A 14,298-nucleotide genomic window follows, 5' to 3' on the forward strand; every position below is an offset into this window, starting at 1 on the left:
GGGGTTGAGAAAATGGCTGAAATCACTTCGCTGCAAGAGTCGTATAACAATACAAACTATCAATTGACGGGGCATGGCCCGCGCAATGCTGGAGTGCTGAAGGAAGCTTTTGACGATGTTGAGGCTAGCTTGAGTAGTGATATATATGGTTCTGGAAAAATCATCGAGAATTTTCAAGATAAAATGGCTGCACTTCTTGGCAAGGAGGAGGCTGTGTTTTTTCCCAGCGGGACAATGGCCCAGCAAATTGCGCTTAGGATTTGGTGTGATGAAAAAAGTTCCCCGAAGGTTGCGTATCACCCATTAAGCCATCTCGAGATCCATGAGGAAGACGGATTGAAGGAATTGCACAAAATTGAGACGGTGCTATTGGCAGATAAAACTCGTGTCATCGAACTAGAAGATGTTACAGGCATGGAAGAGGGCATATCGTGTCTGCTGCTCGAGCTGCCACAGCGTGAAATCGGCGGACAGCTGCCAAGCTTTGAGACACTTGTGGGAATTTCTGAGTATTGCCGTGACAAGGGGATAAAGCTTCATTTAGATGGTGCGCGTATGCTTGAGGTCCTGCCTTATTATGAAAAAACAGCCGCTGAGATTAGCGCGCTTTTCGACAGTGTTTATATGTCCTTTTACAAAGGAATCGGCGGCATTGCCGGAGCGATTTTAGCCGGGGAACAAGAGTTCATCAAGAAGTCTAAGGTGTGGAAACGCAGATATGGCGGGGACCTGATCAGCTTATACCCATATATACTTTCTGCCGATTATTACTTTGATAAAAGGTCCCATAAGATGGGTGAGTATTATGTCGGCGCTAAGGAACTTGCAGTGCTCTATAATAACTGCCATGGAGTCTCCACTACTCCGTCGATTCCAGTATCCAATATGTTTCATGTACATATTCCTTATCCAAAGGATTACGTAGAGCCAATCTTTATAGATATCCACAAGCAAACGGGAATCGGCTTCACCAATCACGTTAGGGAAACAAGGGAGAATTCATGCTACTTTGAGGTAAGTTTGGGTGATCGGTTTGGGGAAATTCCTAAGAAAACACTGTCAGAGGCATTTGAATTGCTGAATGCGAAGCTGGCAAATAAATTTAATACTTAATTAAGGAGGGCGCCTTTGGGTGCCTTTTAGTTATTTGGAGTAGGACTTTTTTAAATTACCTATACGGACGCTGTGTAACGGACATTTAATGGGTGACTGGGCTCACCTATATCTTATAAACCGCCTATATAGGACATTGATAAAGTTATTTAACACTTAATGTCTAGCAGCCTGCGAATAAAGGACATTTACTCCAAGTACGGTCACTTGAATGTCTTATAGACAGTATGTATAAGACATTCGTGGTGTGTCTTATTACTTGAATGTCCTATAGGCTGCCTGTATAAGACATTCAATCCGTGAATTGTTACTTGAATGTCCTATAGGCCGTCTGTATAAGACATTTAATCCGTGAATTGTCACACGAATGTCCTATAGATGCATGCAAAGACTGTAATGGTGTAAACCGAACGTTGAATGTCTTATATTTCAATTAGTAGACAAAGAATCATCCAAATACTTCGCGTTCTACTGGAATCCTCCAATTAGGGAATTAACCATTTTGCTTTATTAAATCGACTCTGTTTTAAACAGCGCCGGATTTGCCTCAGTGTTCAAGCTTTGGGTAGATGCCCAGAGATTGGCCAGGAACCTTGGCATCATTTGCTGTGATGGCGTGATTCCATACCTTGAAAAATAAACAAACAGCTTCAGATAGCTACGTGCATTGCCTGGGAGATGTATCTCCTTAGCGTAAAATTCATTCTCTGTCACTGTAGCAAAGGAACGTGTCTCGAAGCCCGAGATGAATCTTGTTCTTTCATCCTTGAACTCATTTTCTATGAAGTGGATTTTTTTTATTATAGTGGGATCGTCACTGCCATCATAATTGGCAAGCCGGGCTTGGTTTGATGGAGGCACTGATTCCAAATCCTTTACGAGTGATAATACATGGCCGTAAGCTTTGTCATGCCCTTCATAAAGTGCAGTCAGTTCTAATTCCTGAAGCAAATCAACCAGCTCCAGCTTTTCCTCTTCTAAATAGGGAGGCCTGAAAATCTGCCTCGAAAGCTTCAACTCATCCAGACAATCACACTCAAATGAAGTGAATAAGTACCATTGCCCCTGATCATCCAGGCTTAAATCGTATGATTTCCCATTTTTCTCAAGCAAGTAATCCTTAAATCGGTCTTCTCTGTCAAAAGTAAAATCCCGTTCAGACTCCTTGCCAGGCATAAAGCCGAAGGGAGCTTCAATAGGGACAGCGATATCGGAAAATAACTTGTTTTTCATGTTGAACACACCTTTAAAAGAAAGTCATAATAGCAGATTACCCATTTTTCATAGGATTTCATCATAAAAATATAAATTGACTCACTATAAAGGATGGATTATAACTTCTTAAATTCACAGCTTTTTCTACCTTAAATTACGCATGCTTTCATTTTCCCTCTTATGCTATAATTATCTTAATTATTAGAAAACTCACCGGAAAAGGAAGGTGATTTCATGCAAAATCTTCGCTATACTTGGGAGCCATATCTGTCTTATGGACAGCTGTTTGAGTTTGAGCGGAATAAGGTTGTCTATCATCAGGGTGAGCCTGGGAGGGGAATCTATTATTTGGCCGAGGGTGAAATCAAGGTTACGCTGCTTTCTGACCATGGGGATGAGCGGATCATTAATATTGTCCCGTCTGGGATGCTGTTTGGGGAGCATGGCGTCCATGGCGAGCCTTATTTGACGAGCGGCACGACTACATGTCCGTCAGTGGTCTATTATTTCTCAGATGAAGCTATCGCAGCGATTTGCCGCGAACACCCTGAAGCAGCAGGGATCTATACCGACTCGCTGATCTATAAATTCCGGACATTAGCTGAAATCATTGCCCATCTCGATAGTCCGGTCGAGCAGCAGATGGCTTTTTATTTGCTTAAGCTTGTTCAGGAAAACGGGAATGCCTCGATGAACCAGACGGCCTTTTCAAAATATATCGGCACATCCCGTATCACAGTGAACAAGATCATTCAAAAGTGGAAGCAGCAAGACTACATAGAGCTGCAAAAGTGTGAAATCGTCATAAAGAATTTTGAAAAAATCAGGGCCATCGCAAGCAATCCCGATGCCAGTTAAAAGCTAACCAGGTTTCTCAGGAGACCTGGTTTTTTGATGAAATACTTTCGTTTTTCAATATCAATAATGCCAGCTTCCTGCCATTGTTTTAATACTTTATAGACTGTGATTCTGGTAAGGCCGGTGCAGCAGGCGAGGTCCTGCTGGCTGATCGGGATTTCATAATTTTTGAATTCATCGCAGATGTTGTGAAGCAAAACAGCCAGTTTTTGCTCGGATGTAAGCGCATTCAAATTAATGCGATCTAAAAGGATTTTCATTTTGTGGATGACGCTTTTTGAGAAAAGCTTGAAGAGCTCTGGGTGGGCGATCATCAGTTTTCTGAATTCGTCTGCTGAGAAGTGATAAACGACGGAGTCTTTGACGGCGATTGCTGTGGTGAAATGAGTTTTCTGATCAAGGCATTGCACTCCGAGCAGCTGGTTGGGAATTACAATATTGAGCATGTTCTCCTTGCCGGTTGCTGTTTCCGTGACAATCCTGACTAGTCCTTTATGAAGATAATAAAAACCTTCTCCCTGATTTCCCTGCTTATAGATGCATTCCTTTTTCCTGAAAAATTGGCGAGTCCCGTATTTCAGATAGGCCTCCCAATGGAATACTTCCTCATAAACCGTAACCATACCGCGACCTCCCAAAAGCAAATTTTGAAAAGAAGTGATGCATGATCATTAATTACTATAATCATAGGGCAAATATGGCTAAAATTCTACAATTAGTTAGATAATTAAGACTTTTGTGAAAACTAAATCGAAAAAAACGTTAAATAGGCTACAGTTACGAATGAAATTTAGTATTACAATTCTTTATGAATTTTCAATTAATTTTTCAGGAGGGTGTATATGGGAATTAGGACTGGAGCTCAATATATTGAAGCAGTTAAAGCACGTAAACCTGAAGTGTGGCTTTCTGGAAGGAAGGTCGAGAATTTGTTTGAGGAGCCGGTATTCAGGCAGCCGATTCTCGAGATCGCAAAGCTCTATGATATGCAGCATGATCCGGAATTCCAGGAGAAAATCACTCATGTTTGCGAAGAAACGGGCGAGCGTGTGAACAATGCGTTTCTTGTTCCAAAGAGTTACGAAGATCTGGTCAAGCGCCGAAATGTGTTCGAAGCCTACGCAAGAGCAACATTTGGATTGATGGGACGTACACCGGATTTCTTGAACGTCGTTGTCACATCGATGTACTACAATTCCTGGTTCTTTGAAAAATACAATAAAAACTGGGCGGAAAATGTCCGCAATTATTATAAATATCTTCGCGACCACGATATTTTTCTTACTCACGCGATCATCAATCCGCAAAACGACCGCAGCAAGACGTCACATGAACAAAAGGATGAGTTTACCCACCTTGGTGCGGTGAAGGAAACCCCAGATGGGTTGGTCGTTAGGGGAGCGAAAATGCTTGCGACGCTCGCCCCGATTACGGATGAAGTCATCATTTATTCATTCCCTGGCTTTGCGCCGGGCGATGAGAAATATGCCCTTGCCTTTGTGATTCCGATTGAAACGCCTGGTCTCCGGATCATCTGCCGTGAACCGATGCAGGATGGAAGGCGTTCCTTCTTTGATCATCCTCTTGCTTCAAGGTTTGAGGAAATGGATGCCTTGCTTGTTTTCGATGATGTGGTCGTTCCTTGGGACCGTGTATTCTTGTACAACAATGTCGAGGCAGCGAACAGGCTGTATCCGATGACTGGTGCAGGACAGCAGCCGGCGCACCAATCTGGTGTTCGCGGGCTTGTAAAATTGGAATTCGCGACACAGGTGGCAATGAAGGTCGCAGATACGATTGGTGTTGATGGCTATTTGAATGTCCAGGACATTTTAGGAGAGCTTGCACAAAATCTGGAGTCAATCAGGGCCTTGCTCAAGGTTGCAGAGTATGAGCATACGATGACGGAGCATGGAGAAGCGATGCCGGATTATGTGGCACTGGAAACAATCCGCGGCTTGCTGCCGAAAATGTATCCTCGTGCGATTGAAGTCATGCAGATTGTCGGTGCAGGCGGACTGCTGATGTCACCAACAGGTGCTGACTTCGAATCTCCAGAATTGAGGAACTCAATTGATAATTATTATGTTGGCCGTGAAGGAGTCTCTTCATTAGACAGGGTCGGCATCTTCAAGCTTGCATGGGATCTATGCGGTGAAGCGTTCGGCCAGCGTTTGCTGCAGTATGAACGCTATTATACCGGAGATCCAATCCGAAAGAGAGGGATTTTTTACAATAATTATAAGCGCCAGACGCCTCTCACGATGGTCGATGAGGCATTGAAGGGTGCCGAGCTGGAAAATAAGGAAGCGCTTACAAACTAACAGGGTTTTAGGAGGAAAGACAGATGGAAGCACATGTATACACTTCGTTAGAACTGCCAAAATCAATTGTTGCTATTGGTGCATTTGATGGAGTCCACAGGGGGCATCAGGCAGTGATCAGGCAAGCGGTACAAAGAGCTAAAAAGCTTAAGGTACCAAGTGTAGTGTATACATTCGATCCGCCTCCGCGCGTCTATTTCCAGGGAGCCAGAATGTTGACCACTGTTCACGAGAAGCTTTCTAAGATAGAAAAGCTCGGGGTCAGGCATACCGTTGTAGCTAGTTTTAATAATGCATATGCAAGCCTTGGCCCTTTAGAGTTCATCGAAACACTAAACAGGCTTAATCCGGTAGAAATCATGGTCGGAGAAGATTTCCGCTTTGGGAAGGACCGGATTGGGGATATCGACCTGCTGGAAAAAAACTTCAGGGTCCGGGTGACAAAGCCAGTCTGCTGTCCGAAAGGGAGTCCGATATCATCAACCAGAATCCGGCAGCTGATAGCTGAAGGGGAAATCAGCCTATCGAAGTCTCTGCTTGGCTGGCCTGTAGGAGAATAATACTTTGCAAGAAAAGGAGGCAGGGAAAAATGAAGCTGTTAGGGATTTCAGGCACGATTATCGGCGCAAAGACAGGTATTGTAGTCCGAAAAGTGCTTGATGATGTTAAAAAGAAATACCCGGAAATCGAGGTGGAAATGCTCGACATGATGGATTACGAGGTCCAGTTTTGCGACGGCCGGGACCCATCCACTTATAACGAGGATACTAGAACTGTGATTGAAAAAGTAACCAATGCAGATTTCTATATCATTGGAACACCGATTTTTCAGGCTTCGATTCCGGGTGTGCTGAAGAATCTATTTGATTTGATCCACCCCGATGGCTTCCGCAACAAAGTAATGGGCTTTGTGGCAAATGGAGGGACATACCAGCATTTTCTGGTGGTTGAGAACCAGCTGAAGCCAATTGCCGGCTACTTCCGAGCGTTTGTAGCACCTAGCTATGTGTACGCAAACTATGATCATTTCAATCGCGAAAACGAGATTGTCAGTGAAGATTTACTGCAGCGCATTTCTCTTTTAGCAGAGGAAGTCGTCCATATGCAGAAATCACTGAAGGGTAGCCGGGCAGAAGTAACGGAGTGATTTTTCAAAAGTGGTTTTCGAGTCTACCGATTACCCTTAACTATAATTATATTATGTAAACAATATGAAGGGAGACGATGAAAAATGAAAGCGACAAGCCAATTTGTTCCTATTAATCTTATGAAGTTTATTGAGGAGAACAGGGACCAGCTCAAGCCGCCAGTCAATAATAAGGTAATCTGGAAGGATGCCGAGCTGATGGTGATGCTGCTTGGCGGACCGAATAAGAGGCGTGATTTCCACGTTGATCCTTCTGAAGAGATTTTCTACCAGATCCAGGGAAGCTGCTATGTTGAAGTGATCAACGCTGAGGGCAAGCGTGAAGTAGTTGAAGTGAAAGAAGGGGAGATGTTCCACCTTCCTGCCAACGTTCCGCATTCACCGCACCGCGTGCCAAACACGATCGGCCTGGTGATTGAACGGAACCGTGCGGAAGGAGAGCTTGAGGATTTCGTATGGTTCTGCGACAAATGCGACCACGAAATGCACCGTGCAACCATCCAGCTGACGAATATCGAAGTCCAGGTGAAAGAAGCGATTGCCAGCTTCAATGGAAATGAAGAACTAAGAAAGTGCAAAAACTGCGGATATCAAATGCCGCCAGAAGCGAGTGAATGGCAATGCGAGTAGACTTCCACACGCATATAATTCCGGAGGATTTTACGGAACTGACAAAGCGGTTCACTGGTGAAAAGTGGCCAAAACTCGAACGGACATGTGCCTGCGGAGCCAACATCATGGTGGCAGGCAAGGTGTTCCGAGAGGTAACGGACCAGGTGTGGAGCGCTGAGAAACGCATCAAGGATATGGAGCGGGAAGGAGTCGATATGCAGGTTCTTTCCCAGATTCCGGTGACCTTCTCTTACTGGGCACCAGCTGAGGAAGCGGAAATATTGGCGCGTGTTCAGAACGATTTTATCGCCGATCTTTGCAACCAATTTCCAACGAAGTTCATTGGTCTCGGTGCTGTCCCGCTGCAAAATGTTGAAGTGGCAATCCGGGAAATGGATCGCTGTAAACACGAGCTGCGCTTGAGCGGTATTGAAATCGGCACAAATGTGAATGGCGTGAATCTTGATGATCCGCAATTTATTGAGTTCTTTGAAATGGCAGAACAATGGGAAGTTCCTCTTTTCATTCATCCTTGGGAAACCCTTGGCAAGGAACGCATGCCTCGCCATAACTTGATGTACACCGTCGGGATGCCGAGTGAAACGGCTTTGGCCGGTGCCAGCCTCATCCTTGGCGGCATCATGGATAAGTTTCCAAAGTTGAAGATTTGCCTGGCGCATGGTGGTGGCGCACTTCCGTACCTGCTGCCTCGTCTTGACCAGGGCTGGAAGGTATGGCCGCACCTCCGTCTGCTCGATAAGCCGCCAAGCCATTATGCGAAGCAATTTTACTATGATTCGCTTGTGAATGAGCCAGTGAATCTGAATTACCTGCTGCAAAATTTCGGGCATGAACAGATTATCATGGGATCGGATTATCCATTCCTTTTAAGGGAGGTTCCACCTGGAAAGGTCATTGACGATACACTTGGTCTTTCGAAGGAACAAACTGAGGCAATGCTCGGTAAAAATGCATTGAAATTCTTGAACATTCCTGTAAAAGTGGGGAGCTGATTGTATGGAAAAGGCTTTGGTGACACCTGAAGAACGCCTGGCGGAATTAGGCTTGTCGTTGCCGTCTCCTCGCCCTGCAGCAGGGAATTATGTGAGCTGTGTAAGGACCGGGAATCTTATTTTCACATCAGGACAGGGAACGAATGAATACCGCGGACGGCTTGGTGAAGATGTGTCGATTGAGGTTGGGTATGACGCAGCCAGACAATGCATGCTCAATTTGCTGACAGTATTAAAGCAGGAGCTAGGCGAATTAAGCAAAGTTAAGCGAGTTGTCAAGGTGCTTGGATTCGTGAGCAGCACGCCTGATTTTACCGACCAGCCGAAGGTGATGAATGGCGCTTCTGACTTGCTGGTGCAGGTCTTTGGTGAGCGCGGTAAGCACGGAAGATCTGCTGTTGGCATGGCCCAGCTGCCACTGAACAATGCAGTTGAGGTTGAGATGGTAGTGGAAGTTGAAGACGAGGAGGCCGGATTATCATGAATACAACGCAGCCCCAGGTAAAGGACGCAAAGCTTTTTATCAATGGTGAATATTGTGATGCAATGTCAGGCGAAAGCTTTGACACCATCGATCCTGCGACGAATAAGAAGCTTGCAGTTGTTGCGAAAGCGGGTGTGGAGGATGCGAAGCACGCGATCGATGTCGCACAGCACACATTTGAAAGTGGCGTGTGGAGCGAGATGCCGGTTGCTGAACGCTCGAAAATTTTATGCCGGATGTCTGATCTTGTTTTAGAAAAAGTGGATGAGCTGGCGCTTGTTGAGACGCTTGATGTTGGCAAGCCAATCAAGGAAAGCCGGGGATTTGATATCCCGCGCGCGGCTGCAAACCTCCGTTTTTTTGCGGAAATGGCTAATTATATTAATCATGAGCACTACGATCAGGCCAGGTATATGTCGTATTCAAAGTATGCTCCGGCTGGGGTGACTAGCTTGATCATTCCCTGGAATTTGCCTTTCATGCAGATGACATGGAAAGCATCGGCGGCTATGGCTGCTGGCAATACGGTTGTCGTGAAACCAGCTTCCTATACACCGCTTAGTGCTGTGATGCTTGGGGAGATTGCCAATGAAGCAGGGCTGCCGCCAGGCGTCTTGAATATCATCACCGGGCCAGGAGGTTCTGTCGGAACGGAAATGACCCGGAATCCATCAGTGCGCCGCATCTCCTTTGTTGGAGACAGCAAGACCGGCCGCACGGTGATGCAGAACGCCGCTTCCCAGCTGATTCCCGTTTCGCTAGAGCTTGGCGGAAAGTCGGCGAACATCGTATTTGAAGATGCCGATTTGGATGAAGCAGTTGCCGGTTCGATTGAGGCGATTTTCCGTAACCAGGGCGAGATTTGCCTGGCTGGCTCTAGATTGCTTGTTCAGGAAAGCATTTATGATGTCTTCCTTGAGAAGTTTGTTGATGCCGCGCGGAAAATAAAGGTGGGCAATCCGCTGGATGAGGCGACTGACATGGGTGCACTCGTATCAAAAGGACATCTGGAGACAGTCGAAGAGTATGTACAAATTGGTTTGGCTGAAGGAGCGAAGCTTGCAGTTGGCGGTAAAAGAGTTCCCGAACTAAGTGAAGGCAATTTCTATGAGCCTACTGTTCTATACGATGTGGATAACAAGATGCGCGTTGCCCAGGAAGAGATTTTTGGACCGGTGCTTGTTGTCATTCCGTTTAAAACCGAAGAGGATGCCATCCGAATCGCGAATGACTCTATGTATGGTCTTGCCGGTGTTGTCTGGACAAACGACCTCCGCCGCGCCCATCGCGTCGCAGCCCGCGTGAATTCCGGCTTATTATGGATCAACTGCTGGTATTTCCGTGACCTGCGCACTCCGTTTGGCGGCTCTAAAGCTAGTGGTATCGGACGCGAGGGCGGCAGGTTCAGCTTTGAATTCTATACAGAGGCCAAGACGATTACGATGAAGCTTTAGGTGTTTGATTGGTATGGGCAGCTGGTAGTGGATTTTGACTTAATGTAGATATATCGGTTGTTACTGGAGATATATTGGTCAGTACTGTAGATATATTGAAGGTTACTGGAGATATAATGCTCGTTACCGGAGATAAAACATTTTTACTGTTCATTTTTTGCTGATAACTAAAGTGTATTAAGGAAAAATCAGTCCTACTAGTCAAAAAATGATGGCTACTGGTGAAAAAATGATTCCTACCAGTTAAAAAAACGATTCTACTAGTCAAAAAATGACTTCTACTAGTCAAAAAACTCACAACAAGTTAAAACACCCAAATTTACAACGCGAAAAACGTCAGCAGCAGCTAGTTTTCAACATAAACTAGCATTCTGCCAGTAAAAGATCAGCTAAAAAACACTATTTTTTACATAAAAGGAGGGAAACCATCACAATGAACAGCGTAGTGGAGCAAATTGCGGATTCTTTATTGGAGGCGGAGCGCAGCAAGCAGGCAGTGCCTCCAATAACATCACAATATAGAGATTTAAATGTGACTGATGCCTACAATGTACAGCTGGAGGTCCTTAAACGAAAGCTGTCTGAAGGCCGGACTGTCATTGGAAAAAAGGTCGGGCTGACCAGCCAGGCAATGCAAAAAATGCTTGGTGTGAATGAGCCTGATTATGGACACCTGCTGGATGATATGAAAATACCGTATAACGGCAAGGTAAAAGTGAGCGATCTGCTGAGTCCAAAGATTGAAGCTGAGATTGGCTTCATTCTTGGCGAAGATCTTCAAGGGCCGAATGTGACATTCCTTGATGTGTTAATGGCGACCAAATATGCCGTGCCGACACTGGAAATTATTGATAGCCGTATTGCTGATTGGAAAATCGGCCTTGTCGATACGGTGGCTGACAATGGCTCTTCTGCATTGGTAGTCGTCGGGGAGCAGATGACTGAGATCGATGGAATTGACCTGCGCAGCGTGGGGATGATTTTATCCAAAAATGGCGAGATGGTTGCTACAGGATCTGGTGCGGCAGCACTTGGCCATCCGGCACATGCAGTTGCCTGGCTGGCGAACAAATTGCATGAATTTGGAATCGGCCTGAAAGCAGGCGAACTGGTTCTGCCAGGGGCACTTTCTGCAGCGGTCGCAATTCAAAAGGGCGACACGATAACTGCAAAATTTGGTCCAGTAGGTTCGGTTACTGTCACATTTGAATAGGAGGTGAAGGCTTTGGCAAAAATCAAAGCAGCGATTATCGGTTCCGGAAATATCGGCACGGACCTTATGTATAAGCTAGAACGCAGCGACGTCATTGAGTTGACTGCAATGATAGGGATTGACCCAGAATCAGACGGGCTGAAGCGTGCAAAGGAACGCGGCTATCAAGTCTTTGACAATGGAATCCAGGACCTAGTGGATAACCCTGAGATAGCAGAGATAGTCTTTGATGCTACTTCTGCCAAGACGCATGTCCGGCATGCCAAGATTCTGGCTGACCTCGGGAAGCTGGCGATCGATCTGACGCCTGCAGCAAGGGGCCCATTCGTCAGTCCGGCCGTTAAAACGGATAATTATCTTGAGGAAATGAATGTAAATATGATTACTTGCGGAGGGCAGGCGACGATTCCGATCGTTCATGCAATCAATACTGCCGCCGATGTCAGCTACGCAGAGATAGTTGCGACTATTTCAAGCAAAAGCGCGGGCCCAGGAACGCGCGCTAATATCGATGAATTCACTATTACAACACGCAGGGGCATCGAAGAGGTTGGAGGTGCTGATAAAGGCAAGGCGCTGATCATCCTTAATCCTGCTGAACCTCCTATTCTGATGCGCGACACCATCTACTGCGAAGTAAAACATATGGACGAGGCGGCTATAACTATAGCAATCCAGCAAATGGTTGAAACGGTAGGGCAGTATGTGCCTGGTTACCGTTTGAAGCAGGAACCGCTGTTTGATGGCAACAAGGTAACGGTATTCCTTGAGGTCGAAGGCGCAGGCGATTATTTTCCTGTGTATGCCGGCAACCTTGATATCATGACGGCCGCCGCAACGCGGGTAGCAGAGGATTTTGCCGCCCATATGCTTGAAAAGCAAAACGTAAAAAGCGTTTGATACTTGAATAGCGATCTTTTTAAGAATAGGTTTACCAAAAGTGTTTTACTGAAAGGCTGGGTGAGTTTTTTGAAGAGAAAAAGTGACAGGCCGATTAAAATGACTGAGGTTTGCCTGCGTGATGGCAGTCATGTGATGCAGCATCAGTTTTCTGAGGAACAGGTCCGCAGAGTGACTAGGGAACTCGAATCTGCGGGAATGCATTATATTGAAGTCAGCCATGGAGATGGTTTGGGCGGTTCCACTCTGCAGTATGGTAAATCGCTGGTGGATGAAATGAAGCTGATTGAAGCTGCGGTAGATGAGTGCAAGCAGTCTAAAGTCGCAGTGCTTCTGATTCCTGGAATCGGTACGGTCCATGAATTGAAACAGGCCCGATCACTGGGTGCTGAACTTGTCCGAGTCGCGACTCATGTGACAGAAGCGGACGTTTCTGCGCAGCATATCAGCATGGCCAGGGAGCTGGGGATGGAATCATTGGGATTTCTGATGATGGCACATATGGCTCCTGTCGAGAAGCTGGTGGAGCAGGCTAAATTGATGGAAAGCTATGGCGCGCAGGCCGTGTATGTAACCGATTCAGCGGGAGCGCTTTTACCAGAAGAAGTACGTGAAAGGATTTCTGCACTAAGAGAGTCGCTGTCCATTGAGGTTGGATTCCATGCGCATAACAATCTCTCGCTCGCAGTGGCAAATACGCTTGTGGCGATTGAGGAGGGAGCAACCAGGATTGATGGCAGCATCCGCTGTCTGGGTGCCGGAGCGGGTAACGCCCAAACAGAAGTGCTTTTATCCGTATTGGACAGAATGGGCATCAATTTAGGAATCGACATTTATAAAATGATGGATGCAGCTGAAAATGTCGTCGGACCAATGCTGCCGAGGGCGCAAGAGATTAATAGGGGAAGCCTGGTTTTAGGTTATGCAGGAGTATACTCAAGCTTCTTGTTGCATGCCGAACGTGCAGGCCAGAGATTCGGGATTGACTCAAGGGACATTTTGATTGAGCTTGGAAAAAGAAAAGCAGTCGGCGGCCAGGAGGATATGATTCTCGATGTAGCTGCTGAGCTAGCCAAAGCTCGAAAGCTGGAGGTGTAGGAAATGACAATCACTAAGGGAGTCGACCTGGAAATTGTCGATTATTTGTATTCTGCTGAAAAGGAAAGACGCGAGGTTGTAAAGGTGACGGACCGGTATCCGGATCTGAGCTTTTCCGATGCCTATTCGATCCAGGAAAAATTGATTGAGAGACGTGAGCAGGATGGCGCCAGGAGAATTGGCCTGAAGCTGGGTTTGACGAGCAAAGCAAAGCAGGAAATGATGGGTGTGCACGAAGCGATTTATGGTTATTTGACACATGATATGCTCGCGCTGGAATGGGAGCCACTGGAATTCTCGGACTTCATCCATCCAAAAGCGGAGCCGGAGATTGCTTTCTTCATCGCTGAGGACTTGCAGGGTACTAATGTTACAGCTGAAGATATTCTGAGGGTGACAAAGTATGTGGCGCCGGCGATTGAAATCATCGACAGCCGATACCTAAATTTTAAATTCACTTTGGCCGATGTCATTGCTGATAATTGTTCCTCTTCCAAATTCCTGATTGGCAGCAAATGGATGTCACCAAAGGAACTGGATCTTGGACAGCTTGGGATGGTGATGTCGAAGAACGGACAGGTAGTCCAAACTGGCTCAAGTGCCGCAGTGCTAGGCCATCCAGCAACTTCTGTTGCATGGGCTGTCAATAAGCTTGGAGAAGCCGGGAAAGGGATTAAAAAAGGTGATGTAATCTTAAGCGGTGCCATTTCCGAGGCAATCTCGTTTGAACCAGATGACACAGTCATCGTCCAATTCGCAGAGCTTGGAAATGTTTCGTTCACATGTAAATCTAGCACTTAGTTCTTTTGACTAAGTGCCTTCTTTTCGGTTTTATAATATTCAGAAAATAAAGATAAAATTACAGTG

Annotated in this window: 15 protein-coding genes; 13 read left to right on the forward strand and 2 right to left on the reverse strand. The window is 46.0% G+C overall.

The window, feature by feature from the left end:
- Nucleotides 1-12: 12 nt before the first annotated feature.
- Nucleotides 13-1,113: a threonine aldolase family protein gene (locus AC3EBE_RS07650; RefSeq protein WP_488594420.1), complete on the forward strand. Its 1,101-nt coding sequence runs from the start codon at nucleotides 13-15 to the stop codon at nucleotides 1,111-1,113.
- A gap of 510 nt (nucleotides 1,114-1,623) precedes the next feature.
- Here AC3EBE_RS07650 and AC3EBE_RS07655 read toward each other — a convergent pair.
- Nucleotides 1,624-2,346: a hypothetical protein gene (locus tag AC3EBE_RS07655; protein WP_488594421.1), complete on the reverse strand. Its 723-nt coding sequence runs from the start codon at nucleotides 2,344-2,346 to the stop codon at nucleotides 1,624-1,626.
- A gap of 216 nt (nucleotides 2,347-2,562) precedes the next feature.
- Between AC3EBE_RS07655 and AC3EBE_RS07660 the strand changes: the two genes are divergently transcribed.
- Nucleotides 2,563-3,186, forward strand: a complete 624-nt coding sequence (locus AC3EBE_RS07660; RefSeq protein WP_488594422.1) for a Crp/Fnr family transcriptional regulator — start codon at nucleotides 2,563-2,565, stop codon at nucleotides 3,184-3,186.
- On the opposite strand, the gene AC3EBE_RS07665 is transcribed toward AC3EBE_RS07660, so the two are convergent.
- A complete protein-coding gene (locus AC3EBE_RS07665; RefSeq protein WP_488594423.1) occupies nucleotides 3,183-3,809 on the reverse strand; it encodes a Crp/Fnr family transcriptional regulator in 627 nt (208 codons plus the stop codon). The genes AC3EBE_RS07660 and AC3EBE_RS07665 overlap by 4 nt on opposite strands.
- A gap of 219 nt (nucleotides 3,810-4,028) precedes the next feature.
- On the opposite strand from AC3EBE_RS07665, the gene AC3EBE_RS07670 reads away from it, so the two are divergent.
- The 11 genes from AC3EBE_RS07670 to AC3EBE_RS07720 all read left to right on the forward strand — a co-directional run bounded on the left by AC3EBE_RS07670 (nucleotide 4,029) and on the right by AC3EBE_RS07720 (nucleotide 14,232).
- Entirely contained in the window at nucleotides 4,029-5,510 is a 1,482-nt protein-coding gene (locus tag AC3EBE_RS07670) for a 4-hydroxyphenylacetate 3-hydroxylase family protein (RefSeq protein ID WP_488594424.1), read from the forward strand.
- 23 nt (nucleotides 5,511-5,533) lie between these two features.
- The gene (locus AC3EBE_RS07675) at nucleotides 5,534-6,070 is read left to right on the forward strand and encodes an FAD synthetase (RefSeq protein WP_488594425.1); all 537 of its coding nucleotides are present in this window, start codon (nucleotides 5,534-5,536) and stop codon (nucleotides 6,068-6,070) included.
- Between the two features lie 29 nt (nucleotides 6,071-6,099).
- Nucleotides 6,100-6,657, forward strand: a complete 558-nt coding sequence (locus tag AC3EBE_RS07680; RefSeq protein ID WP_488594426.1) for an NADPH-dependent FMN reductase — start codon at nucleotides 6,100-6,102, stop codon at nucleotides 6,655-6,657.
- A gap of 84 nt (nucleotides 6,658-6,741) precedes the next feature.
- Nucleotides 6,742-7,287 carry a 3-hydroxyanthranilate 3,4-dioxygenase gene (locus tag AC3EBE_RS07685; protein ID WP_488594427.1) on the forward strand — a complete coding sequence of 182 codons (546 nt, stop codon included), beginning with the start codon at nucleotides 6,742-6,744 and terminating at the stop codon, nucleotides 7,285-7,287.
- Nucleotides 7,272-8,282 carry an amidohydrolase family protein gene (locus tag AC3EBE_RS07690; RefSeq protein ID WP_488594428.1) on the forward strand — a complete coding sequence of 337 codons (1,011 nt, stop codon included), beginning with the start codon at nucleotides 7,272-7,274 and terminating at the stop codon, nucleotides 8,280-8,282. Before AC3EBE_RS07685 ends, AC3EBE_RS07690 begins: the two co-directional genes overlap by 16 nt.
- A 4-nt stretch (nucleotides 8,283-8,286) precedes the next feature.
- Entirely contained in the window at nucleotides 8,287-8,766 is a 480-nt protein-coding gene (locus AC3EBE_RS07695) for a RidA family protein (protein WP_488594429.1), read from the forward strand.
- Nucleotides 8,763-10,220, forward strand: a complete 1,458-nt coding sequence (locus AC3EBE_RS07700; protein WP_488594430.1) for an aldehyde dehydrogenase — start codon at nucleotides 8,763-8,765, stop codon at nucleotides 10,218-10,220. Before AC3EBE_RS07695 ends, AC3EBE_RS07700 begins: the two co-directional genes overlap by 4 nt.
- A gap of 433 nt (nucleotides 10,221-10,653) precedes the next feature.
- Nucleotides 10,654-11,433 (forward strand): 2-keto-4-pentenoate hydratase, encoded by a 780-nt coding sequence (locus tag AC3EBE_RS07705; RefSeq protein ID WP_488594431.1) that lies wholly within the window; start codon nucleotides 10,654-10,656, stop codon nucleotides 11,431-11,433.
- A gap of 12 nt (nucleotides 11,434-11,445) precedes the next feature.
- The gene (locus tag AC3EBE_RS07710; protein ID WP_488594432.1) at nucleotides 11,446-12,333 is read left to right on the forward strand and encodes an acetaldehyde dehydrogenase (acetylating); all 888 of its coding nucleotides are present in this window, start codon (nucleotides 11,446-11,448) and stop codon (nucleotides 12,331-12,333) included.
- Between the two features lie 69 nt (nucleotides 12,334-12,402).
- The gene (gene dmpG, locus AC3EBE_RS07715) at nucleotides 12,403-13,431 is read left to right on the forward strand and encodes a 4-hydroxy-2-oxovalerate aldolase (protein WP_488594433.1); all 1,029 of its coding nucleotides are present in this window, start codon (nucleotides 12,403-12,405) and stop codon (nucleotides 13,429-13,431) included.
- A gap of 3 nt (nucleotides 13,432-13,434) precedes the next feature.
- Nucleotides 13,435-14,232, forward strand: coding sequence for a 2-keto-4-pentenoate hydratase (locus AC3EBE_RS07720; RefSeq protein WP_488594434.1), 798 nt, complete (start codon nucleotides 13,435-13,437; stop codon nucleotides 14,230-14,232).
- Nucleotides 14,233-14,298: the final 66 nt, after the last annotated feature.

The organism is Mesobacillus sp., assembly GCF_057785455.1.

Excerpts from the sequence above, each read along its gene's own strand:
- AC3EBE_RS07650 (WP_488594420.1), top strand. The coding sequence starts at position 13 with ATGGCTGAAATCACTTCGCTGCAAGAGTCGTATAACAATACAAACTAT.
- AC3EBE_RS07655 (WP_488594421.1), bottom strand. The coding sequence starts at position 2,346 with ATGAAAAACAAGTTATTTTCCGATATCGCTGTCCCTATTGAAGCTCCC.
- AC3EBE_RS07660 (WP_488594422.1), top strand. The coding sequence starts at position 2,563 with ATGCAAAATCTTCGCTATACTTGGGAGCCATATCTGTCTTATGGACAG.
- AC3EBE_RS07665 (WP_488594423.1), bottom strand. The coding sequence starts at position 3,809 with ATGGTTACGGTTTATGAGGAAGTATTCCATTGGGAGGCCTATCTGAAA.
- AC3EBE_RS07670 (WP_488594424.1), top strand. The coding sequence starts at position 4,029 with ATGGGAATTAGGACTGGAGCTCAATATATTGAAGCAGTTAAAGCACGT.
- AC3EBE_RS07675 (WP_488594425.1), top strand. The coding sequence starts at position 5,534 with ATGGAAGCACATGTATACACTTCGTTAGAACTGCCAAAATCAATTGTT.
- AC3EBE_RS07680 (WP_488594426.1), top strand. The coding sequence starts at position 6,100 with ATGAAGCTGTTAGGGATTTCAGGCACGATTATCGGCGCAAAGACAGGT.
- AC3EBE_RS07685 (WP_488594427.1), top strand. The coding sequence starts at position 6,742 with ATGAAAGCGACAAGCCAATTTGTTCCTATTAATCTTATGAAGTTTATT.
- AC3EBE_RS07690 (WP_488594428.1), top strand. The coding sequence starts at position 7,272 with ATGGCAATGCGAGTAGACTTCCACACGCATATAATTCCGGAGGATTTT.
- AC3EBE_RS07695 (WP_488594429.1), top strand. The coding sequence starts at position 8,287 with ATGGAAAAGGCTTTGGTGACACCTGAAGAACGCCTGGCGGAATTAGGC.
- AC3EBE_RS07700 (WP_488594430.1), top strand. The coding sequence starts at position 8,763 with ATGAATACAACGCAGCCCCAGGTAAAGGACGCAAAGCTTTTTATCAAT.
- AC3EBE_RS07705 (WP_488594431.1), top strand. The coding sequence starts at position 10,654 with ATGAACAGCGTAGTGGAGCAAATTGCGGATTCTTTATTGGAGGCGGAG.
- AC3EBE_RS07720 (WP_488594434.1), top strand. The coding sequence starts at position 13,435 with ATGACAATCACTAAGGGAGTCGACCTGGAAATTGTCGATTATTTGTAT.